This is a genomic window from Pseudoalteromonas sp. SG43-6 (assembly GCF_014164365.1).
Lineage (GTDB): Bacteria > Pseudomonadota > Gammaproteobacteria > Enterobacterales > Alteromonadaceae > Pseudoalteromonas > Pseudoalteromonas rhizosphaerae.
Map to the genome: position 1 here is coordinate 133,581 of NZ_JACJEZ010000006.1, position 22,633 is coordinate 156,213.

Genomic DNA, 22,633 nt, shown 5'->3' on the forward strand with positions numbered 1-22,633 from the left:
ACAACGCTTTGCTTGGTTAATTAAGTTATCGGTCTAGCAAAAAAATCCTTTAGCTTTTTTTTTATTTTTTTTCCATTATTTTTTAAGCTCATGTAATTTAATGAATTTTATAGTGACTAAATTAATAAAACTCATTAAAAAACTAAAAGGATTATTGTGCAGGTCTTTTTCTTCAGGAAATTATTAAGCTGTTAAATAGTAAGGAGATGATCTTAAAAGGCTGGAAAAATACGAGAGTAAGGCAATATATTGCCTTACTCTTGATGTTCTTATAACTTACTTATAAGTAATCGAACAGTGATAATTTAGCTAAGCGGCCAAAAGTTGCCTGCGACGCTTGCAGTGCAGTTTCTTGCTTCGTGAGTTCAGTAATAGCCTCAGCCATATCAAGTTCAATTAAATCTGCACGGGAGGATTTATTATTTACATCCAGATCACTATTAGATTGCGTGATTTTCTCAGCTGTATTTAACCGCCCACCTAAACCAGCCTGTGTTAAAGAGACCTGATTTTTACTGTTATCGATTTGGACCATGGCCGATGCCAATACTTGGTCATAATCTTCTTGACTAATTGTTGGGTCAGTTAACCCAGCAATTAAATCGCTTAATGTGTTTAAAATATTTTCTTTTTTCGGCGCTTCTAAAGTAAAGTCTACCTGCCCGTTTGCAACTGGGCTAATATCAATTTCCATCCCAGCAAATTTAATTTTTGATCCCTCAAAGCTGCCAGAGCTGATCACACTTCCACCTTGTTCAACCTGATATGTATTAGGTGTACCTGGGGTTGTTATAATATTAAACGTATTTGCTCCGGCCGCGGCTGCGGGATCAGCGTTATAATTTGCTTTATGAAAAGCATCAAACTGAGCTTGCTCGCGTACATACACTTTTGCGCTAGTGATCCCTCCTGAAACAACGCCGTCATTAGAGGCAACATTCAACCGGGCATTGACCTTTTCAAACGTATCAACCCCATTATCACTGGATTTAATTTCAACTCCTTCCGCTACTTTAATTTTATGCTGGCCTTGGTCGCCACCATAAACATATTTGCCAGTTGAAGAATCAAGCGAATAGGTTTGGGTGTTATCTTGATAGCCTGAAAATATATACTTACCATCTTCAGTTTTAGCATTCATTAAATCAAGCACACTACTTTGTATAGATTTAATCTCTTCAGCAATACCTTCACGATCGATATCGGTATAAACACCATTACCTGCTTGAATTGCCAATGTATAGGCTTTTTCAAGTGAGCCTTTAATATTTTCAAGCACACTGTCTTGAGTCTTTAATCGACTCGTTAGCATGGTAATGTTTTTACTGTATTGCTCATTCGCTTGTATACGATCGGTATACAGTAACGCCCGTGCTGTTGCCGATGGATCATCTGAAGCTGTAAGCACTCGCTTTTGGGTATTAACTTGCTCTTGTGCTTTATTGACATTTTGCTGATTATTCAAAATCGAATTAACACTGTTTTGATACATCAAATTATTAGATAAACGCATAATTACCTCGCAGCATTAAGTAAAGTGTCAAATATAGAACGGGCTGTTGAAAGCACTTGTGCAGACGCCGCATAAGATTGTTGAAACCGCAATAAATTGGCAGCCTCTTCATCAAGGTTAACTCCCGAGAGTGATTCATACCAGGCTTCAGACTGTTGAGCTAATGCCTCAAAAGCAGCACCATTGGTCTTCGCTTGATTGGTAACAACACCAATATCAGTAACTAACCCTGCATAGGCTTGATTAAATGTTTTATGATTATCAGCCGATGCGGTTGTGGTAACATTTTGCCGCACTAGCTCGCCACTTTGTAACCCAGCTAACATTAAGCCATTGCGGTTATCGTCAAAACCACCTTCATTAAACTCCAGTGTAAAACTATCACCTACCGCTGTGGTGCCTTCAATATCAAAATCAAAACCGTAACTATCATAAGGAGGGCCAGCTTGCTCTAGTAGATTTTTAGCAGGTGGAGTAATCGTAAAAGTCGAGCTGCCGTTATTGTCTGTAATTGTATATTCATTAGCATTAGCGGTTTTCACTATCGTGATATCACCATTTGCTAGATCCGGAGGCGTCGTGGCTGTAAAGCCACCCGAAGTCACACTAGTAACAGTCCCTGCTGATATATTGCCATTACCTGTATTGTTTATATTATCTGCCGTACGAATTGGAGAAGCCAGCGCTAACGCTTCTGGTCTATCGGTAGCCAGTGTTAAACTCGATGCAGCCTCGGCATTCAGTTTAACTGCAAATTTATCGCCAACATTACCAGTCCCTGTAACGTTTAATTGTAAACCAAAAGATTCCCCACCGGTCATAGTCGATGAATCAATAACGCCAGCAACTATATTGGCGGTTGAGGGAGAGCCTAATGGTTCACCTTTATTATCGACCGGTTGTATTTCTACCGTTGTGCCACTGGTATAAGTAACAATAAAGTCACTGGCAGGAATTTCACTGCCTTTACCTGGTTCTAAGGTAGCCGTTATGCTTGAATTGCCTGTATTGGCTTGATAAGCGTGACCGCCAATCGTTGGGATTGTAAAAATATCACCACCGAGCTCGCCATTACCGTCCATTCCTAAACGGTTTTGTTGATTAAAAGCATCAGCAATCGCAAGCCCCATTTGGCCAAGTTGGTTTTGTGCTGGCACTAAAATGTCATCACGAAATGCTAATAATCCGCCAATTTTACCTTTAAGCTTAGTCACATCAACATCAAGCGGCACAGCTTTGCCGCCATCTATGTCTAAATGTAATTCTTTAAAATTAGGATCAGGATCGCCCGCCATCGAAAATAAATTAAATGCGCCATCTTGCATTACTAATGATTCGCCGGTGCCCATAAATACGAGCTTTTCACCGTTGGGGCCATCAAGTGTCTCTACATCAATTAATTCCGATAACTTACGAATAGCAAGGTCTCTTTCGTTGTACGTGGTGCTTGAGTTTGCCTCGTTACGCGTACCATTTACGGTAGCTATTTGCTTATTCAAGCTGCTAATATTTTGAATTAATGTATTCGCTTCATCAGAAAATATTTCTAACTGATCATTCACGATATTTTTTTGATTAAATACAATGCCTGATAAGCGATCCATTTGATCAATCAAATTTTTTGCATCCGTCATTACGAGCGATCGTGCAACTGAGGATGATGGCTGATTTAAACTTTCCTGCACATTATTGAATAACGAATTCATACTAGTCGATAGACTATTGGATTCTTGAGAAAACAAACTATCAACCCGGCCAGCCTCAGTCACAAATTGGTCGAAAAAGGTTTTATTTGAGGTATCACGATTGAGTTGCTTTTGTGCAAACTCATTTAATAAACGATAGGTTTCTCCACGACCGACTTGGTTATCAATCATGGTCATATGCTCTGTACGCTCGCGTACATAACCTACCGTATTAACATTGGTAATGTTCTTACTGGTGGTTTGCAGTAACTCAGAGCTAGCTCGAACTCCTGAGCTTGCAATGTCAAATAAGTTAAACGACATGTTAATTTACTCCTTGGCGAACCAATGATGTCGCCAATGTCTTAAGCTCTGTGTGGTTTAGCACTTGCTTAATTTTGTCAGCGTAATTGGGGTCAGTGGCATAACCAGCTTTTTGTAATGAATCTAAAAAGGCAGCCGGTTTTGCGGTATTTTGTAGCGCTTCTTGGTAACGTGGGTTTTCTATCAAAAACTGCACAAAGTCATTCACACTCTCTTTAATAGAATCATATGCACGAAAACTAGCTTGTTTTTTAACTGGTGTGCCTTGCTCAAATTCAAGCGTCATTTTGTTGGCTTTCTCACCTTGCCAGCTTTTATCTGATTTAATATTGAATAAATTAAAGCTGCTATTACCATCACTTTTATTAATGATATGTTTCCCCCAGCCAGTCTCAAGAGCTGCTTGTGCAACCATCACAGCGGGGTTCAAACCAATTTTCTCAGCAGCTGTTTTGGCATGTTCCCAAACACTACTGATAAAATCTTCTGCATTTTCAAACTGAGGTTTTTGCGCTGTTGATGAGCTGCTATTGACAGCCTGAGTGTCAGCCGCCTTATCAGCATTCTTGCTGGTTGCACGTTGATCACTGGTAAAATCATCGACGGTGCGCAGCACTGAACTAGGGGTAAATTTTTTCCCGTCAGGAGAGAGTTGTTGCACTATGAGATCGGCTAAGCCCAATGAACCTTTTGAAGATAAATCAACCGATAACTGTTGATCATGCATTTCTTCAAAAAACTTTACTCCACTGGAGTTAAAAGGGCTGTCTTCGTCTTCAAACGCTTCGTTTGCTTTACGCATACTTTTTAAAAGCATTTGCGTAAAAATAGATTCAAATTGTGCCGCTGCTTTTTTTAGCGCTTCTTTTGATGCTTCAGGCGAGGCACCACTTTTTAAGGCATCTTGACGTAATGTATTGAGATTGCCTAAATCAAAGAAGTTTTGTTTATCGAGATGATTAGTATCCATCAGCAATTTGACACAGTGATTAATAATAGTATTAACAATGCAATAATTAAGCCAATGCGAGTTTGCGAAAGTATAAAAGCGTTGATTAATTATGCAAGTCAAGGCCCCCTAAATGCAAGTTAACGCAAACTTAGGGGGTCAATATGGTTTAAATAACCACGAGTTGACCGCTAATGGCACCCGCTTCTTTTAATGCTTCTAGTATCGCCATTAAGTCACCAGGCGCTGCTCCAACTTCGTTAATTGCGCGCACTAAATCGTCAAGGCTAACACCGGGGTTAAATACAAAGGCCCGAGAATCATCTTCGTTAACATCAATAATACTTTGATTAGTAACGGCAGTTTCCCCTTCACTTAATGCGTTAGGCTGCGATACATTTTGCTGTTCTGCGATCGTAACGGTAAGACCACCATGGGTAATTGCCGCCGCTTGTAACCGCACGTTTTTGCCGATCACTATGGTGCCAGTGCGTGAATTTACAATAATTTTTGCCGAAGTATCGGCAGGTTTAAACTCTAAGTTTTCAAGCGTAGACAAATAAGCAACACGCTGCGACGCATCACGCGGGGCAATAACACGAATTGAAGCGGCATCAAGGGCATGTGCACTGTCTGGGCCGATAAGCTCATTAATGGTTTGCTCCAAACGTTTAGCAGTAGTGAAATCAGGACGATTTAAATTAAAAGTTATGTAATCACCTTGCATAAAAGGACTTTTAATTGCCCGTTCAACCGTTGCGCCATTTGGAATACGTCCTACCGTGGGCGTGTTCATTACGATCTTACTACCATCAGCTCCTTCGACACCTAACCCGCCAACAATTAGACTACCTTGCGCGATAGCATAAGTATTTCCATCAACCCCTTTCAAAAAGGTTTGTAGTAATGTTCCACCACGTAAGCTACCCGCACTACCAATTGACGATACAGTAATATCGATTGTCTGCCCTGGCTTTCTAAATGCAGGTAATTCTGCATGCACAGCAACCGCTGCTACATTTTTGATTTTGGGTTTTAAATTCGATGCCATGGTAATACCAAAACTATTTAGCATGGCTTTAAAACTTTGTTCAGTAAAACGACTTTGCTCACCGGTGCCAGGTAAACCTACTACCAGACCATAACCAACTAACTGGTTTGAGCGAACACCTTCAACCATTGAGACATCCTTGATACGTTCAGCGCTAGCAATAGAATGCCAAGCTAATAAACATATACACAGCAACGCTTTCAAGCTATTCATATCAACATCCTTTAAAAAGGGAACAGAGAGCTGGTGAAGAATCGAGTTAACCATCCTGCCGTTTGAGTCTCTTGCATTTGCCCTTTACCAGAATACTGAATACGCGCATTCGCGATTCTGTTAGAGGTCACAGTATTATCTGCAGTAACATCTTGCGGACGAACAAGTCCTTCCAGACGAATAAATTCTTCGCCGGTGTTTAAAGTCAGCCATTTTTCACCACGGATCACTAAATTACCATTAGGTAATACCCGCATAACATTCACGGAAATATCACCAAATAAACTATTAGATTGATTTGACTTAGTATCACCTTTGAATTTAGCACCGCTGCCCACACCAAACTGAATACTATCGCCACCAATATTAACCGGTAGTCCGCCTAACCCAATGACAGGATCTAAGCTGGCATCACTTTGTTTATCCGTTTCAGTTTTAGCTGCTTTAGATGATTGCGTCGATTCTTGCAGTTTAACTGTAATAATATCTCCGGTGCGTAACGCTTTTTTATCTGAATATAAATCGTTTGATAAATTGCTATCAAACAATGAGCCTGTCGGTACAACTTGCGCTGCAGCAGGCTCTGGGTACATAGGAGCATAGTATGGATCATCTTGAACCACGCTGTGGTTTTGAGTCGTCATACAACCACTCAATATAAATGCACCCGTTAAGATTATAGATAAATTACGCATAACTTTGCTCCGAATTAGTTAAAGTTGCTGACTGATGTAACTCATCATTTCGTCAACCGCTGAAATCACCTTTGAATTCATTTCATAGATACGTTGAGTTTCAATTAGGTTAACTAACTCTTCGGTTACATTTACGTTAGAGGTTTCAAGTGCGCCTTGGACAACAGTGCCTAATCCTTCTAGACCAGGGTTACCTTGTACAGGTGCGCCACTGACGGCCGTTTCGGTATATAAATTTTGGCCTACAGGCTCTAGACCTGATGGATTGATAAAGTCACTGATCGTTAACTGACCAATCACCACATTCTCAGGTTGTCCTTCTATTTTCACCGATACCTCACCATCTTGTGATACGGTAATTGACTTCGCATCATCCGGTACATTCATTTCTGGCTGCACAGGAAAACCTGCACCAGCAGTAACAATACGACCATCTTCATCCGTGGTAAATTGACCATTTCGAGAATAGGCGATATTGCCATCGGGCTGTAAAACTTCAAAAAAACCGGGCCCTGATATCATCCAATCCAATGAGTTTTCAGTGGTTAACATGTTACCTTGAGAAAAGTTCTTCTGATTAGCAACTACTTTGGTACCAGCACCAAGCATCAGACCAGAAGGCATCTCTGTATCTTGTGATGAACGCCCCCCTGGCTGATTAATATTTTGATAAAGCAAATCTTCAAATACAGCACGACTTTTCTTATAACCAACAGTACTGGCATTGGCTAAATTATTTGAGATAACCGAAATATCGGTTTGTTGAGCATCAAGCCCCGTTTTACTTATCCACAATGCAGGATTCATATTAATGTCCTCTCAATAAAGTTAAACAATACGCAGCAATTGAGTTTGACGTTCGTCAATTTCTTCAGCCGTTTTCATTAACTTAACTTGTAATTCAAATTGGCGTTGATGGCTTATCATATCCACCATCTCATGTACCGGATTCACATTTGACATTTCCAAAGTGCCACTCATTACTTTCACATCATTAGAGATGTCACAAAATCCACATATACCATTTTCCAGTAATTCGGGTTTTGGTCGAAATAAGCCATCATTGCCTTTTTCAAGCTCAGAATTATTTGCCTTAATTACCTTCAAACGGTCAACAACTTCTAAAAAGTTAGCCGGCGCACCTTGCGGGCGAACTTGGATTGAACCATCGTCACTAAATTCGACTTTCTCCACTGGCAATGGCAAAATAATCGGTCCACCTTCGCCAATAACTTGACGCCCGTGACTGGTGATCAAAGCGCCATCAGGAGTGATATTCAACGTGCCAACTTTAGTATATGCCTCATTACCTGAAGCATCTTGCACTGTAAGCCACCCTTTATCGCTCATAGCAATATCAAGATCACGTCCAGTTTCAACAATACCGCCGGAAGTCATATTAGAGCCTGGCCGTTCCTGCATAGTAAAAACACGTGTCGGTAAGCCTTCACCAAAAGCTTGCATTGAGCGCGCTTGCGCGAAGTCAGCTTTAAAGCCTGTGGTATTGGCATTTGCTAAATTATTTGCTTTAAGCTCTAGGCCCCGCAAACTTTGCTTAGCTCCAGACGCTGCAATGTAGACCATCTTGTCCATAACATCGACTCACGTTAAAAATCTATAACATGACAAATGCAAGATAAGTGCCACAATAAAATGACGTAATAAATTACAAAATATAATCAAGCACAAATAAAAAAGGCTGCTAATAAATAGCAGCCTAGGTGTCGGATTGTAAAAAATATTAAAACGAGATTAACGGATCTGCAAAATAGCTTGCTGTAGTGTTGAATTCACTTCGAGTGCACGCGAGTTAGCTTGGAAGTTACGCTGTGCGCTGATCAAATCAACAAGCTCATTGGTTAAGTTCACGTTTGATTGCTCTAATGCTGATGAGCTAATCTTACCAAATGCGCCTGAATTTGCTTCACCCGCTACAGGGTCACCTGAAGTTAAACTTTTCTTCCATGACGTATTGCCTACTTGTTGTAACCCCTGTGAATTGGGAAAACGGACTAACGCAACTTGTCCTAAATAATTAGAGTCGCCATTACTATAAGAAGCAACAATTTTTCCATCAACACCAATGTCTATATTTGCCAACCGTCCCACAGCAGCACCATCTTGAGATAATACTTTATTTTCAAACTTGCCTGCATGCTGAGTCGGGATTTTTGCAGAGGTACCTGCTTCATCGCGCCAGTTGATAGTTACATTATTAGGAAAGCTAGCACCATTGCCTAAAAACCCTGTCAAATTAGTGCTATCTAACACAACAGGGTTAAATGTATTGCCTGTATTTGCGGTACCATTGGTGTTAAGTGGTAAGCCGTTCGCATCAAACTGAAATGTTGAAATTGGGTTAAATGGTCCAGTAGCGCCTTGCGAGCTACCATCTGGGTTGAATGCTTGACCGTCTAACGTTGCATAGGTTTGCCACTCATTAGCATTACCTGTAACAGCTGCATCTGTTTTCACAAAATACAATTGCATAGTATGCGGCTCACCTAGCGAATCATAAACATTGGTTGAGGTAGAGTGAGTATATGACCCTGATTGAGTTGGATCAAATGGTGTAATAGTCGGTGTATCTTTGGTCGAATCCAATCTAAATGACGAATATACACTTGTGGTAGCGCGCGGGGAACCTGACGAATCAGGAATTTGAATCGCCCCAGAGGAGGTTAAACTTACTGATGTTGCATCTCCACTAACTTCATCAACAGGAAAGCCTTGTAAGTAATTACCTTGTGCGTCAACGATAAAGTTATCTTTATCTAATTTAAACGCCCCTGCACGAGTAAATGTTTTATCTTGTGAGCCTAACTCATTGCTAAGAGCAAAGTATCCTTCACCTCCTATAGCAAGATCGAGTGAATTTTTAGTGCCTAATGTTGAACCTTGGTGAAATTGCTGTGCTACAGATGCTGTTTGTACACCATCACCATTTTTAGTTTTACCCGAAGAAAAAACTGATGATGAATAAACATCGGCAAACTCAGCTCTCGATTCTTTAAAACCGTAAGTATTTACATTAGCGATGTTATTAGCAGTAACATCCAAATCTTTTTGTGCGGCAGCAATGCCAGTTAATGCAATATTAAAACTCATAATTCACCTCTAACCTATAAAATTTAGCCAATAGGCTAAAAAATAAATAAAATTTATCACGCAATTTCTGCGACATCAGACAGCTTAACTGCCCCTTCTTTAGTGTTAATAATAATACCGTTAGCGCCATTAATATTGACGCTATCAATATTTTTATAAGAGGCCATGGGTAAACTAGTAAATTCTTCGCCCATGCTGCCCTCTGCTTTGATATTGTATTCTCCTGGCGGAAGGCTCTCACCGGCTTCATTTTTTCCATCCCAGTTAAAACGTAAGCCACCAGCAGGTTTATCACCTAACTCAATTACTCTCACTAGTTGTCCGGAAGCATCTGTAATACTGAGCCTTAAATCTTTAACGGGACTTTCAACAGCAATCATGCCCGAGACATCACCACTGCTGTTAAGATCTAATGTATCTGATTCAACTAAAGCTTTTTTACCTACCAGAGTTGATGCTTGCAACGCTGAATTAGAGGTCATTGAAGCAGCCAAAGACTCAAACTTTGAATTTAAATTTGAGATACCTTCTGCCATGGTAAAGTTCGTCATTTGTGCAATCATTTGGTCGTTGTCCGCAGGTTTACTGGGATCTTGAAACGACAGTTGCTGCGTTAATAATGAAAAGAAATCCTCTTGCGTTAATGCATCACTTTTCTTTTCACCAGTCTTTTCGTCAGCCTCTTGTTTACTCGGCCAACGAAGCGAATCTATATAGCTTGATGATGCAGTATTTATGTCGTTACTCATAATCTAACCCTCAATTACCGCTGCCCAAGCAACAGTGTTTTACTTAACATTTGCTTCGCTGCATCAGCAACTTGCACATTGGTTTGATAAGAGCGTGAGGCGGAAATCATATTAGCCATTTCTTCAACGACATTAACGTTAGGTTTGTAGATATAACCATTTTCATCCGCACTGGGGTGATTTGGGTTATATTCAATTTGCAGTGGTTTATTACTCTCTACAATGCCTAGTACTTTAACGCCAACAGACGATCCCTGCGTATTACCAGTTGATTCTGATGCTTTCATCAGTTCAGCTGCAAAAACAGGGTGACGCGCCCGGTAAGTTTTGTCTTGGCTTGAGCTAATGCTATTGGCATTGGAAATATTACTTGCGGTGGTGTTCAAACGCACATTTTGCGCACTCATACCACTACCTGAAATATCAAAAACGTTATATAAACTCATGCTTAGGCTCCTTGACTACCGAGGGCTTTTTTAAGGCCTTTAATTTTACTACTCATAAATTGCAGGCTTGCCTGATACTCTAATGAGTTCTTTGTATACAAGTTTCGTTCCACTTGTATATCAACCGAGTTACCATCACCTGTATCTGCTTGATTTGGCGAACGAAACATTTCACTATTACCGACATAACGACTACCACCGGCAATGTGATTCGGGTTAGTTGTTACCATGTTATTGCCGCCTTGCTGGTGGCTTTTTGCCGCTTTCAATGCTGAGGCAAAGTCGATATCCTTCGCTTTATAGCCCGGCGTATCAGCATTAGCGATATTGGTTGCTAATAACTCAGCACGTTGCGAACGGATCAACATTGCATGAGGATGAACCCCAAATGCTTTATCAAAACTGATAGCCATAACCATCTCCAAAAAATTGACTTAAGATGATTAATGCAAAAGGTGAGCCAACTAGATTAGTATTTTATGAAGTGTTTAATTTTTGATTTAAAAAGAAAAACGATGTGGAGGCACATCGTTTTATCGTATTCTAGATTCGGCTTTACTACCGATGAGATTTGAGTTACTTACGTTTTAGCGCGTTATTTACGCTGGTAAGTTATTTCTTTTGATAAATAATACCAGGATTACAGCGTACCATATCAAACTCGTTACTTAACCCTGACATAGACTCTGAAGCACCTAAAAATAAATACCCCTTAGGGTTAAGTGCTTGAGCAAACTGAGCAATAATTTTGGCTTTCACCTCAGGTGCAAAATAAATCAGCACATTACGGCAAAAAATAATATCAAATTTGCCCATTAGTGCGTATGAATCTAATAAATTAAGGTGTCGAAAACTCACTAATTTTTTTATTGAGTCGTTAACTTGCGCCATCCCATTGCCGCTATCTTTGAAGAACTTCTTCCTGCGCTCTACCGACAGCCCTCTAGCTAAAGCAAGAGAGTCATATTCTGCATGTTTACACATATCTAACATAGTATTAGAAATATCGGTGCCGATGATCTGCGCGCCCATTTTTAATACACCCGGCTGCTTAGCTTGAAACTCAGCGACCGACATGGCAATAGAATATGGCTCTTGTCCTGAGGAACTTGCCGCTGACCAAATTTTCAACGGTCGACGCAACTCTTTATGCTCTGGGAATAACTTACTTTGTAATAGTTCAAACGGGTATTGATCCCGAAACCATAAAGTTTCATTGGTCGTCATAGCATCAACAACTGCGGCACGTAACTGCCGCTCATGCGGACTCAGTGTTTTACTGACCAATTGTGACAATGACTCAACATTGAAACGAACCATTAGCGGAGCAAGCCTGCTTTTGACTAAATAAAGCTTATTATCACCCAAAACAATGCCACATTGTTGCTCTAAAAAAGAACGAAACTGATCGTACTCACTTTGTTGTAAATGCTTATTTTCCAAAGTAACACCGCCTTTTCAAATTAGTCACAATGAACCCATTTTTTCACTGCTGTAGCTAACTCATCCGGATTGAACTTAGCAATAAAGTCATCAGCCCCCACTTTTTCAATCATCGCTTGATTGAACACACCACTGAGTGATGTATGCAGAATAACATGTAATGGGGCTAACTTTGGATCTGCTTTTATTTCAGCCGTGAGGGTATAACCGTCCATTTCTGGCATTTCAACATCAGAGATCAATAAACCAACTCGCTCGGTAATATCATGCTTACAGTCAAGTGCAGCAATTTCCCGGAGGCGAATTAATGCTTCTTTCCCGTTTTTAGCAAGCTCAGTCTGCACGCCTAACGGCTCTAGAGCACGTTTGACTTGATTACGAGCAACGGCAGAGTCATCGGCAATAAATACGATGCGCTCACCTAAGTCTTTTTGAATTTCACCATCATTAGCTATTGCTGCACTGACTTCAGTATTTACCGGGCAAATTTCATTTAATATTTTTTCTACATCAAGAATTTCGACTAACTCATTTTCAATTTCTGTCACTGCTGTTAAATACGAATATCTGCCAGCCCCAGACGGTGGCGGCATTATTTTTTCCCAATTCATATTTACAATTCGCTCAACGCCGCCAACCAAAAAACCTTGTACGGAGCGGTTATATTCAGCAATGATAATAAAACTATCTTTAATATTCTCGATCGCAGGGCCACCTACAGCCATTGATAAATCAATAACAGAAATAGTTTGCCCACGTATATGTGCGACACCTCTTACATAGGCATTCGACTTCGGCATGTTTGTTAAAGGAGGGCATTGCAGTACTTCTCTCACTTTAAACACATTAATACCAAAGCGCTGCCGCCCTCTTAGCTTGAATAATAATAATTCAAGACGGTTTTGCCCAACCAATTGAGTACGTTGGTTAACTGAGTCTAAAATGCCTGCCATTTCAATCTCCTGAAGAAAGCGAATAAGAACGGAACAATAATTGCTTTCTTTCTGTAAAGCTACATAACTACACGGGAGCGTCTGTTTATTGACGCTAAATATTTATACCCTGTTTTCAACCATAAGCATAGTCGAAACATTATGAGTTTGTTAAAAAAAAGCCGAAGATACAGTGTTTTTTATTTTCTTGCTAGCTTATGCCTAGTTACTCCACTGTATGCACAAACATATAGCAAAGAACAATTGCAAGAACTTGCTGTATCCCATGTCTATGATCAATTAGACCCTAATACCGCCGATGATAAGGAACTCAATGCTCTAACATTGGATAGTCGGATACCTGATCGTGGCTGCAACAGCGACCTTGCATTTAATATTCCTACTGAGCCGCCATTTAATCGCCAAATAACCGTACAAATAAAATGTGATGACCTCAATGGTTGGAGTCAATATGTTCATGTACGTATGATTGAACTCACACCTGTGATTATAGCCACTGAAAATTTAAGTCGCGGGGAGGTTATTGAAGCTCATCATTTACGTTTGATTATGAAACCAAAACATTTCGTAAGAGCGCAGTATTTACAAAATCAAGAGCTGCTGATTGGTAGCCGCAGCAAACGTAATATCCGCAGTGGTTACCCTGTTGCATTAAATCAAATCTGTATGGTCTGCAAAGGCGATAATGTCACTATTTTTGCAATAATTCGAGGATTGAAAATAAAAACTTCCGGTTTAGCCCTAGAAGATGGTACTTTAGGAGAGCAGGTAAAGGTTAAAAATGCAAAGTCAGGGAAAGTTTTAAATGCCCGCGTTGATGGTGTTGAGTCTGTGCAGGTAATTATTTAAATTTTCGTATTTGTGCTAAAGTTTCTAACATGGTTGCCGATAACAAGGCATGTGTTGGATAATGTATAGGTTAAAATCATGGTAAGCCAAGTAAATAAAGGTCAGCAACAGGCTAATGTGTTGACCAATGCTAAACAGCAAAAAATTGATTTACAAAATAATAATGCTAATACTGCGCAAGCAACTACGCCAAAAGCGACTGCTGACTCAGTAAGCTTAACGCCACAAGCGCAACAATTAAAATCTTTGCAAGATAAAGCACAGCAATCTTCTGGTTTTGATAGCAACAAAGTGGCTGAGCTAAAAAAAGCAATTACTGAAGGTAAATATCAAATCGATGCTGAAAAGCTAGCTAAAAATATCGCTGCATTTGAGTTTGATGTGTATGGCTGATCACACCAGTTTGATCAGTTCTAAACTTGTTATGCAGCTAAATTGCTTAACATCCCTTGCTGATATCTTAGAAGATGAATTAACCGCTATAGCCTCCCGTCGTGGCGAGGGCCTTAAAGATATCGCGAAACAAAAACTTACCTTTTTAAGTCAAATTCAAACGTTAGATAAAGAACTCAAAGCCTTATTTGCAGGTAATGACGTTGAATCTGACGAAGTAACAAGCTTAACGAGTGATGTGCATAAGCTATTAGAGTCATGTAAAAAGAAGAATGACGTTAATGCTCATGCAGCCCACCATGCACAATTAACAGTAAAACAATTAAAAGACATTTTGATTGGTGTGCCAACCTCTACAACATATGACCAAGATGGTAGTGTTGTTCATGGTAACAGTAAGATCGTCCATAACTTAAAAGCATAATTTGACTCCTACTTTTAGTTTTACAAAATTCCCTTTATTATTTTTCTTTCCCTATTTAAAATTATCTCGAAAGTGATTAAGCGCGGGACAACCCGCGCCTTATATCTTTTGCTTAACAATAATTAACTATCAATTTGATTATTGCCGCTTTCGATTAATTTCTTAATCATTTCCTCTGATTGATTTTGCACATCAAGAGCAGGCTCCGCAGTAGCTTTCTGCTGTGCTGTAAACACCAGACTATTACTCTCACTCACAGGATCGAGTGCGAGCAAGTTATTTTGTTCACTCTCTGCAAGAAGATCTGCAACTGTTAATTGACTCAGTTGTGGTGTTAATTCAGATACCGGAGCAACACTGCTAATTTTACTTAAATCAATACTATCATCGTTTGATGATAATAATTCAGTACTATTATCACTGCCACTGAATTCAGCGCTAGGTTCAACACCTGCAGAACTAACATCCACTCCATTTATCTCAAGGTCCTGACCATTAATATCAACCACTCTTATATTACCGATTGAATCTGTAATGCTAAAGCGAGCATCGCTTAAGCCTGCGCCAAGTAAATCGGCCAAATTTACATCAACAATGCCGATATTCCATGTGCCATTATTTACAACAGCCCCACCATCACTTAATAAGGTGATCCCGAGTGCCAGCGCATTATCAAGCCTTACAATAGCTCCATCTTCAGCATCAGTTTCACCATCAAAACCTGTCACAACTAGGCCTAACAATATACTATTTGTATCTATGTTCGTAAGTGATGGCGGGATAGTATCTATCTCAAGACCTGTCATCGCAGAGGTAGCAGTGGTATTCCCAGCAATATCTGACACTGTTGCACTGACGGTATAACTGCCATCAAGCAGAATATCGTTTGGTGAAATACTCCAACTACCATCGCCTTGCGTAGTAGTTGTTACTGATGTTTGCGCTATACCATTATCAAATATCAGCGTGACTGTGCGCCCAGCTTCACTCGATGTGCCGCTGATTTCAGGTGTCGCATCATTGGTTAATATCAGCCCACTCGTAATGGCAATAGTCGGAGCAACCGTATCAATAACACCTGATTCTTGTACCGTGGTGGCATTACCGTATTCATCCTGCACGGTCACATCCACAGTATAACTACCCGCTGCAAGTGCTGTATTTGGTTCAATTAACCAATTACCGTTACTCGCAGTTGTGGTTGTAACCGTTTGCGTGTTACCTGCCGCATCAGTAAACAATACAGTAACTTGGCTATTTCCAGGTGCACCAGTTACTGTGCCGGTGATCTGAGGTGTTAAATCATTTGTGTCACTGATTACATCAATAGCAATAACAGGACCCGTTAAATCTAATATTAGTGTCGCGGTATTGCTACCTTGATTACCTGCACTATCATTAACCGAGGCGGTAATTGCGACACTCCCTTCAGCCAGTATTTGATTTGATGCAACACTCCATACTCCCCCAGCTTGTACCATAGCAGTAACTGTATCTGTAGTACCTAAGCTATCAACTAGTACTATGGTAACTATTGAACCGACTCCCGCATCAGTGCTACCCGATATTACAGGTGTTGCATCGCCACTAGTACCAGGCTCATTAATAGTCAATACCGGTGCAGTAATATCAACTAAACCGCTAACACTAGCATCTGCTGTTAGCCCTGCTTCAGTGACTGTCGCTGTAACAGTATAAATACCTTCGCTAAGAGCTTGAGTAACTAAGACAATCCACAAACCATCGACTACTGTTGTATTATAAGTTTGTGTCTGGGCCGCGCTATCCGTTACTGTAACAACGACTTCACTGCCATCGACAGCGTCACTACTGCCACTGAAATTGGGAGTTGTGTCATTGGTATCTGCAGGAGCAACAATTGCAATGCTTGGTGCACTGGTATTCAATAATCCAGTTACCGACGTTGAGGTTGTTGAATTACCCGCTAAATCAGTAATACTTGCAGCGACTGTGATAGTGCCGTCAACCAGTGAATCTGTAACATTAATTGACCAACTGCCATCGGCTTGTACTTGCGTCGTATAAGTATAACTGGAATTATTATCGGTAACTGTGACGCTCAATTGCGTACCTGCAGGCTCATTAGTTAAACCACTGAGTTGAGGGGTGGCTACATTTATAGTCCCTATAGAATCAACCGAAATAGTTGGCGCACTGGTATCGATCACAGCTGTTGTTGAAGCTGTTGTAGTCAGGGCCGCACTATCTGTCACTGACGCTGTTGCTGTGAATGTGCCATCAGGTAAAGCTGCTGCCGTGGCTTGCCAATTACCATTACTATCTATAGTAGCAATTAAATTTTGAGTATTACCATTACTATCCACCACAGTAATAGAAACTGTGCTTCCTTGTGGCTCATTTGAATTACCACTTATGGTTGGCGTACTATCATTAGATAATGATAATGGCGCTATAGTTAACTCTGGTGCTTCTGTATCTATACTTAGGTTCGCTGTTTGATTGATACTGTTACCTGCACTGTCACTCACAGTCGCATTAATATTATAATCGCCATCAGTAAGAGTCGTTGTAGTGACTTGCCATAAGCCAGATCCATTTACTAAAGTTGTTAGTGTTTGGCCATCAATGGTTACGGTTACCGTTGCTCCTAACTCATTACTTGTACCGCTAATCGTTGGAGTCGCATCACTGGTAATTGATAAAGGATTTATAGTGAGTGTTGGCGCGGTAGTATCAATTACACCACTGGCCGTCTGCTCAGTTAGGTTGCCGACTCCATCGCGCACACTCGCTTGAACCGTATATTGTCCATCACCTAAGTCTTGCGGTACATTAACTGACCAACTGCCATTCGCTTGCACTGTCGCGCTAAAGGTTTGTGTTGCAACTCCTTGACCAGTTACCACCAATGTTACTTGCGCTCCCTCACCTAAATCAGTGGTTCCGCTAATAGTTGGGGTGCTATCCATCGTCAATGCAGGGGTAGATAACGTTAGTTCAGGCGCCGTATTATCAAAATCCAAAGTACTAATAGTCGTGGTATTGCCAGCCGCATCGGTTGCCGAGGCTTCAACGTAAGCTAGTGTCAGTAATGATACCGATAAATTCAATACGCTCCAATCACCGTTCGCATCAACCGTTGCAGTGTAAGGTAAACCAACAGCGCCTCCCACTAAATGGTTTGTAATGGTAACAACACTGCCTTCAGGTAAATCTGATGTGCCAGATAAGGAAACCAAACTGCCTAGAAGGAAAGAAGGGACAATCGTAAGTGCAGGTGGTGTAATATCGACTTCACCGCCCGTTTTACTGTCTTCTCCTTGATTACCCGCCATATCAGTGATTGTTGCTTTTACGGAATAAACACCTTCAGCTAACGCGGTATTTGCAGCTGCTTGCCAATCACCTTGAGCATCCGTAGTAACTGTTACAACCTGTTCAGTACCACTTGCGTCAGTAAAGGTCACCTCAACAGTGGCATTCGCTTCATCAGATGTCCCACTAATAAGTGGCGTTGTGTCTTGTGTTAATATCAAACTACTTTGATCAATTGTGATCTCAGGGTCAATACTATCTATAACAGCATTAGCGGTTAGTTGCCCTACATTACCCGCAGTATCGGTGACCACAGCAGTGACTGAGTAAGCGCCTTCCGCAAGTGCTTGGGAAGCTTCGACTTGCCATGTTAAATCTGCTGCGAGTGTTGTATTGATGGTATGACTAGCCCCTTGTGCGTCAGTAAAAGTAACAGCAACGGTGTTGCCAGCAACAGCCCCCACAGCTCCCCCTGAAACAATTGGGGTTTTATCTGCGGTGCTGCTTAATGGATCAATCAACACTGTTGGTGGAGTTAAATCTATTTCACCTGTTGTTTGAGCCAAATTGCTATTCCCAGCAATGTCAGTGATAGTTGCAGCAATGCTATAACTTCCTTCTGCAAGCGCACTTCCAAGCGCTACAGACCATGTACCATTTGCTTTAACTGTTGCCTGCACAGATTGCTCTGTGCCAGTACTATCAGTGATCAATAATTCAACTACAGTGCCTTGCGCAGCATCTGATGTGCCACTAATTAATGGTGTTGTATCATTTGTAATACTAGGCGAATTGACAGCCAATGTTGGTGCGGTTAAGTCTATTGCTAGGCTAGTACTTGACGAGCCAGTTAAACCGTCCTCGCTGACAACTGCATTCACAGTATAGCTGCCTTCAACAAGTGCATTACTGACATCAATAGTCCATTGCCCAGCCAAAGCTTGAGTAGTCAATGTTTGCACAACAATGCCCGAGGCAATAATTTCAATCGTTACATTCGTACCATCTCTGGCATCGGTGGTACCAGAGATAGTTGGTGTTGTATCCATCGTTGCTTGTAAACTCGCAATCGAGATAGTCGGCGCATTAGTATCCAATGTTGCGTTACTTGAAGCCGATGCTTGATTGCCAGCAGTGTCACTCACATTAGCCGTAATAGTAATTGCGCCATCGTTTAATGCATCAATAACTTGAACTGACCAGCTGCCATCTGCTTGTACAACAGCAGTTAGTTGATAACTGTTTGAGTCATCATTGACATTCACTGTTACCGTGGCGCCTATTTCATCACTACTCCCTGAAATCATCGGTGTACTATCATTAAATGTGCCTAGTCCGTTCAAGGTTAAACTAGGATCTAATGTATCAACCGTGCCATTACCTTGAACTGTGCCTATATTGTTAGCGGCATCAGTAATAGTAGCCGTAACAATGTAGTCACCATCAGCAATATCAGCGGTTGGAGTTGCTGAATAACTGCCATCGGCTTGCACTAGTGCTGTAAATTGCTGAGTGTCACCGTTTGCATCAACCAACACGATAGCCACTTCAGTTCCCTGCGGCTCTGTTGACGTACCAGAAATTGTTGGCGTCGCATCGTTGCCCACTCCAAGGGCTGTGATTGTAAGCACTGGTGTCGTGCTATCTATGGTCAGTGTCGCAGATGCCGTTTGTTGATTACCTGCATCATCGGTGATCGTTACATCAACCGTGTAATCACCATCAGTCAATGCACTTGGTAGCGTTACTTGCCAAGTGCCATTACTTGCCACTGTCGCTTGCAACGTTTGTCCTGCAATTGTGACCGATACATCTCCGCCTATTTCATTACTGCTGCCAGTTATTGTTGGGGCAGTATTTGCTGTTGGCGCTAAATTATCGATAAATAAACTTGGCGCCACACTATCAATCACTCCAGTCGTTTGCTCAGTAGTCAAATTACCAACCCCATCGCGCACAGAGGCAGTAACGGTATAGGTTCCCTGTGCAATAGCTTGCGGCACAGATACTGACCAGGTTTGATCAGCCTGTACCACTGCGGTAAATGTTTGGCTGACATTATCACTATCAACCACTGTCAAATTAATCACAGTGCCTTGACCCATATCCGTATCACCTGAAATAACTGGCGTTGTGTCGTTGCTCAACGCGTCAACACTGACCGTTAAATCAGGTGCTACGTTATCAAAATCGAGTGTGCTGACCGTACTAATATTTCCTGCTGCATCAGTTGCGCTGGCAGTAACATAGGCAAGGTCAAGTAATGGCACCGTTAAGTTAAGTAATTGCCAATTACCATCAGTATCTGTAGTTGCCGTATAACTTGCACCAATTAACCCTCCCACTAAATGTTCCGTGATAGTGATGGTGCTTCCCGCTGGTAAGTCTGAATCACCTGATAGCGATACTAAATTGCCAAGTAAGAAGGAAGGTATAATTCTCAGTTCTGGGGCGATGGTATCCACCACGCCGTTGTCACTGGCGCTGGCTGTATTGCCTGCATCGTCGGTGATACTGGCAGTCACTGTGTATGCACCATCAACCAGCGGTTGCGTGGCCTCGGCACTCCAATTACCACTGGCATTGGTTTGCACTGTCACGGTATGGCTGCCATTAGCATCCGTAAAGGTAATCGCAATGTCACTGCTGGCTAGATCCGATGTGCCTGTCACCACTGGCGTATTATCATTCGTCAATGCCGGTGCATCGATGGTAACGCTTGGCGCGGTTGTATCTATCACCCCAGTTTCGCTATCGGTGCCGGTATTGCCTGCGGAGTCTGTCACACTGACATTGACTGTGTACTCGCCTTCGATAATCGCATTACTGGCCTCCACGGACCAATTGCCTGCGCCATCCGTTGTTGCTGTCGCGCTTTGTACTGCGCCATTGGCAGCGATGATTGTAACGTTCACTTGCGTACCCGCTGGCACCCCACTGCTTTGGCCACTGATGAGCGGAGTAACATCACTGCTATCTGCCAGCGCATTCACGCTAATAACCGGCGCGGTGACATCAACTAACCCGTTCACACTCGCACTGGCTGGGTTCCCCGCTTGATCTGATACACTTGCAGTAACCGTATAAGTGCCTTCTGCTAATGCATCCAGCGCCGGCACTGACCATGTGCCTGATGGTGTCATTTGCGTAGTGACTGTGTGTGAATTACCCGCGGCATCATTAAACACCAGCGTAACTATGCTGCCCTGTGGCGCACTGGCGGTGCCACTGATGGTAGGCGTGGTATCGTTACTGTCGGCTGGCGGATTAATACTGATATCCGGCATGGTGGTATCAATGATCCCAGTGACGCTGGCGGTGCCTTGATTACCCACGCCATCTTCAACGGTGGCGGTAACACTAAAGTCACCCTCCGCTAAATCACTGCTGGCCGTGACACTCCATGTGCCGCCGGTTACGGTAGTTTGAACTGTCTCTGCGGGGTTTATTCCATCATTTATCACTACCGTGACAACACTGCCATCTGGCGCATCACTGGTGCCGTTAATGGTCGGTGTAGTGTCGTTGGTTTCACCTATCGCGTTGATGGTAATACTCGGGGCTAAGGTGTTAAGTGTAAAGGTATCGGTGGCACTGTTGCTGTTGCCCGCTGCATCACTGACACTCGCAACCACCGTGTAATCATCATCACCGAGGACTGGCGAGGTGACCGCCCACTCACCATTGGTATTAACCGTTGCACTAAGCGTGGTACTGGTCCCGACACTATCGGTCACAACAAGATTTATAATAGTTCCTGCTGGCTCTGACGAGGTGCCACTGAGTGTCGGCGTATCATCATTAATGGCACCGAGGCTATTGATACTGATCAACGGATCTAAGGTATCCACACTGCCAGTGCCGGTGTCACTGCCGGTATTGCCTGCCGCATCGGTAATACTGGCGGTTACTGTATAACTGCCATCCGTTAAGCTTGGTGCTGTTACTTGCCATGAACCATCAGCGAGGACGGTGGCACTTAATCCATAACTATCGCCATTGACATCCACGATACTGATGCTAACAACGGTGCCCGTAGGCTCGGTTGAGGTACCCGTAATCGTTGGTGTCGCATTGTTTCCAAGGCCATTATCATTAACCATAACAACAGGCACTGAGGTATCAATAGTGCCCGTTAAGTTGACTTGCGTGCTATTTCCAGCCGCATCCAGGATGGTCGTCTCAACGCTGTAATCGCCCTCGCTCAAGCCATTTGGTACTTCCACAGACCATTGACCATTGCTTTGTACTGTCGCGCTTAGGGTTTGTTCGACCCCGTTAGCATCGGTAACCACTAAGGTCACTGTGCCACCGATTTCATTGCTGGTGCCACTGAATACCGGGGTGACGTCACTGCCAGCACCGACACCTTGTACAGTGAGACTCGGCGAGGTGGTATCAATCACACCACTAACCGAGTCGGTGGTTTCGTTGCCAACACCATCAAGGACACTGACATCAACACTAAACGCACCATCAGGCAGTGGGGTTGTCGGGCTAATTACCCAATCACCATTGGCATCCACGGTGGCGCTGAGGGT

17 protein-coding genes are annotated in these 22,633 nt (G+C 42.2%); 3 read left to right on the forward strand and 14 right to left on the reverse strand.

Annotation, left to right across the window (positions count from 1 at the left end; translation table 11 throughout):
* Positions 1 to 280: 280 nt before the first annotated feature.
* The 13 genes from flgL to H5201_RS04370 all read right to left on the reverse strand — a co-directional run bounded on the left by flgL (position 281) and on the right by H5201_RS04370 (position 13,129).
* Entirely contained in the window at positions 281 to 1,513 is a 1,233-nt protein-coding gene (gene flgL / locus H5201_RS04310) for a flagellar hook-associated protein FlgL (RefSeq protein ID WP_149981567.1), read from the reverse strand.
* A 2-nt stretch (positions 1,514 to 1,515) separates the two neighbouring features.
* Positions 1,516 to 3,522, reverse strand: coding sequence for a FlgK family flagellar hook-associated protein (locus H5201_RS04315; RefSeq protein ID WP_182718210.1), 2,007 nt, complete (start codon positions 3,520 to 3,522; stop codon positions 1,516 to 1,518).
* A gap of 1 nt (position 3,523) precedes the next feature.
* Complete coding sequence (gene flgJ / locus H5201_RS04320) at positions 3,524 to 4,492, reverse strand: flagellar assembly peptidoglycan hydrolase FlgJ (RefSeq protein ID WP_182718211.1); 969 nt, start codon at positions 4,490 to 4,492, stop codon at positions 3,524 to 3,526.
* Between the two features lie 148 nt (positions 4,493 to 4,640).
* Positions 4,641 to 5,735, reverse strand: a complete 1,095-nt coding sequence (locus tag H5201_RS04325; RefSeq protein ID WP_149981574.1) for a flagellar basal body P-ring protein FlgI — start codon at positions 5,733 to 5,735, stop codon at positions 4,641 to 4,643.
* 11 nt (positions 5,736 to 5,746) lie between these two features.
* The gene (gene flgH / locus H5201_RS04330; RefSeq protein WP_149981576.1) at positions 5,747 to 6,430 is read right to left on the reverse strand and encodes a flagellar basal body L-ring protein FlgH; all 684 of its coding nucleotides are present in this window, start codon (positions 6,428 to 6,430) and stop codon (positions 5,747 to 5,749) included.
* An 18-nt stretch (positions 6,431 to 6,448) separates the two neighbouring features.
* On the reverse strand, positions 6,449 to 7,237 hold the full coding sequence (gene flgG / locus H5201_RS04335; RefSeq protein WP_149981578.1) for a flagellar basal-body rod protein FlgG: 789 nt from the start codon (positions 7,235 to 7,237) through the stop codon (positions 6,449 to 6,451).
* Between the two features lie 21 nt (positions 7,238 to 7,258).
* A complete protein-coding gene (locus H5201_RS04340) occupies positions 7,259 to 8,023 on the reverse strand; it encodes a flagellar basal body rod protein FlgF (RefSeq protein ID WP_182718213.1) in 765 nt (254 codons plus the stop codon).
* A 159-nt stretch (positions 8,024 to 8,182) separates the two neighbouring features.
* A complete protein-coding gene (flgE, locus tag H5201_RS04345) occupies positions 8,183 to 9,538 on the reverse strand; it encodes a flagellar hook protein FlgE (protein ID WP_182718214.1) in 1,356 nt (451 codons plus the stop codon).
* 56 nt (positions 9,539 to 9,594) lie between these two features.
* A complete protein-coding gene (locus H5201_RS04350) occupies positions 9,595 to 10,287 on the reverse strand; it encodes a flagellar hook assembly protein FlgD (RefSeq protein ID WP_182718215.1) in 693 nt (230 codons plus the stop codon).
* 14 nt (positions 10,288 to 10,301) lie between these two features.
* Positions 10,302 to 10,733: a flagellar basal body rod protein FlgC gene (gene flgC / locus H5201_RS04355; RefSeq protein WP_149981585.1), complete on the reverse strand. Its 432-nt coding sequence runs from the start codon at positions 10,731 to 10,733 to the stop codon at positions 10,302 to 10,304.
* A gap of 2 nt (positions 10,734 to 10,735) precedes the next feature.
* On the reverse strand, positions 10,736 to 11,146 hold the full coding sequence (gene flgB / locus H5201_RS04360) for a flagellar basal body rod protein FlgB (protein WP_145239549.1): 411 nt from the start codon (positions 11,144 to 11,146) through the stop codon (positions 10,736 to 10,738).
* A 199-nt stretch (positions 11,147 to 11,345) separates the two neighbouring features.
* On the reverse strand, positions 11,346 to 12,176 hold the full coding sequence (locus H5201_RS04365; RefSeq protein ID WP_149981589.1) for a protein-glutamate O-methyltransferase CheR: 831 nt from the start codon (positions 12,174 to 12,176) through the stop codon (positions 11,346 to 11,348).
* Between the two features lie 20 nt (positions 12,177 to 12,196).
* A complete protein-coding gene (locus H5201_RS04370) occupies positions 12,197 to 13,129 on the reverse strand; it encodes a chemotaxis protein (RefSeq protein ID WP_149981591.1) in 933 nt (310 codons plus the stop codon).
* A gap of 141 nt (positions 13,130 to 13,270) precedes the next feature.
* On the opposite strand from H5201_RS04370, the gene flgA reads away from it, so the two are divergent.
* From flgA to flgN, 3 genes are all read left to right on the forward strand, one after another.
* Positions 13,271 to 13,978 carry a flagellar basal body P-ring formation chaperone FlgA gene (gene flgA / locus H5201_RS04375; RefSeq protein WP_182718216.1) on the forward strand — a complete coding sequence of 236 codons (708 nt, stop codon included), beginning with the start codon at positions 13,271 to 13,273 and terminating at the stop codon, positions 13,976 to 13,978.
* A gap of 78 nt (positions 13,979 to 14,056) precedes the next feature.
* Entirely contained in the window at positions 14,057 to 14,371 is a 315-nt protein-coding gene (flgM, locus tag H5201_RS04380; protein WP_149981594.1) for a flagellar biosynthesis anti-sigma factor FlgM, read from the forward strand.
* On the forward strand, positions 14,364 to 14,795 hold the full coding sequence (gene flgN, locus H5201_RS04385) for a flagellar protein FlgN (protein WP_182718217.1): 432 nt from the start codon (positions 14,364 to 14,366) through the stop codon (positions 14,793 to 14,795). Before flgM ends, flgN begins: the two co-directional genes overlap by 8 nt.
* Before the next feature lie 122 nt (positions 14,796 to 14,917).
* Here flgN and H5201_RS04390 read toward each other — a convergent pair whose 3' ends face one another.
* On the reverse strand, positions 14,918 to 22,618 hold the full coding sequence (locus H5201_RS04390; RefSeq protein ID WP_220497140.1) for an Ig-like domain-containing protein: 7,701 nt from the start codon (positions 22,616 to 22,618) through the stop codon (positions 14,918 to 14,920).
* Positions 22,619 to 22,633: the final 15 nt, after the last annotated feature.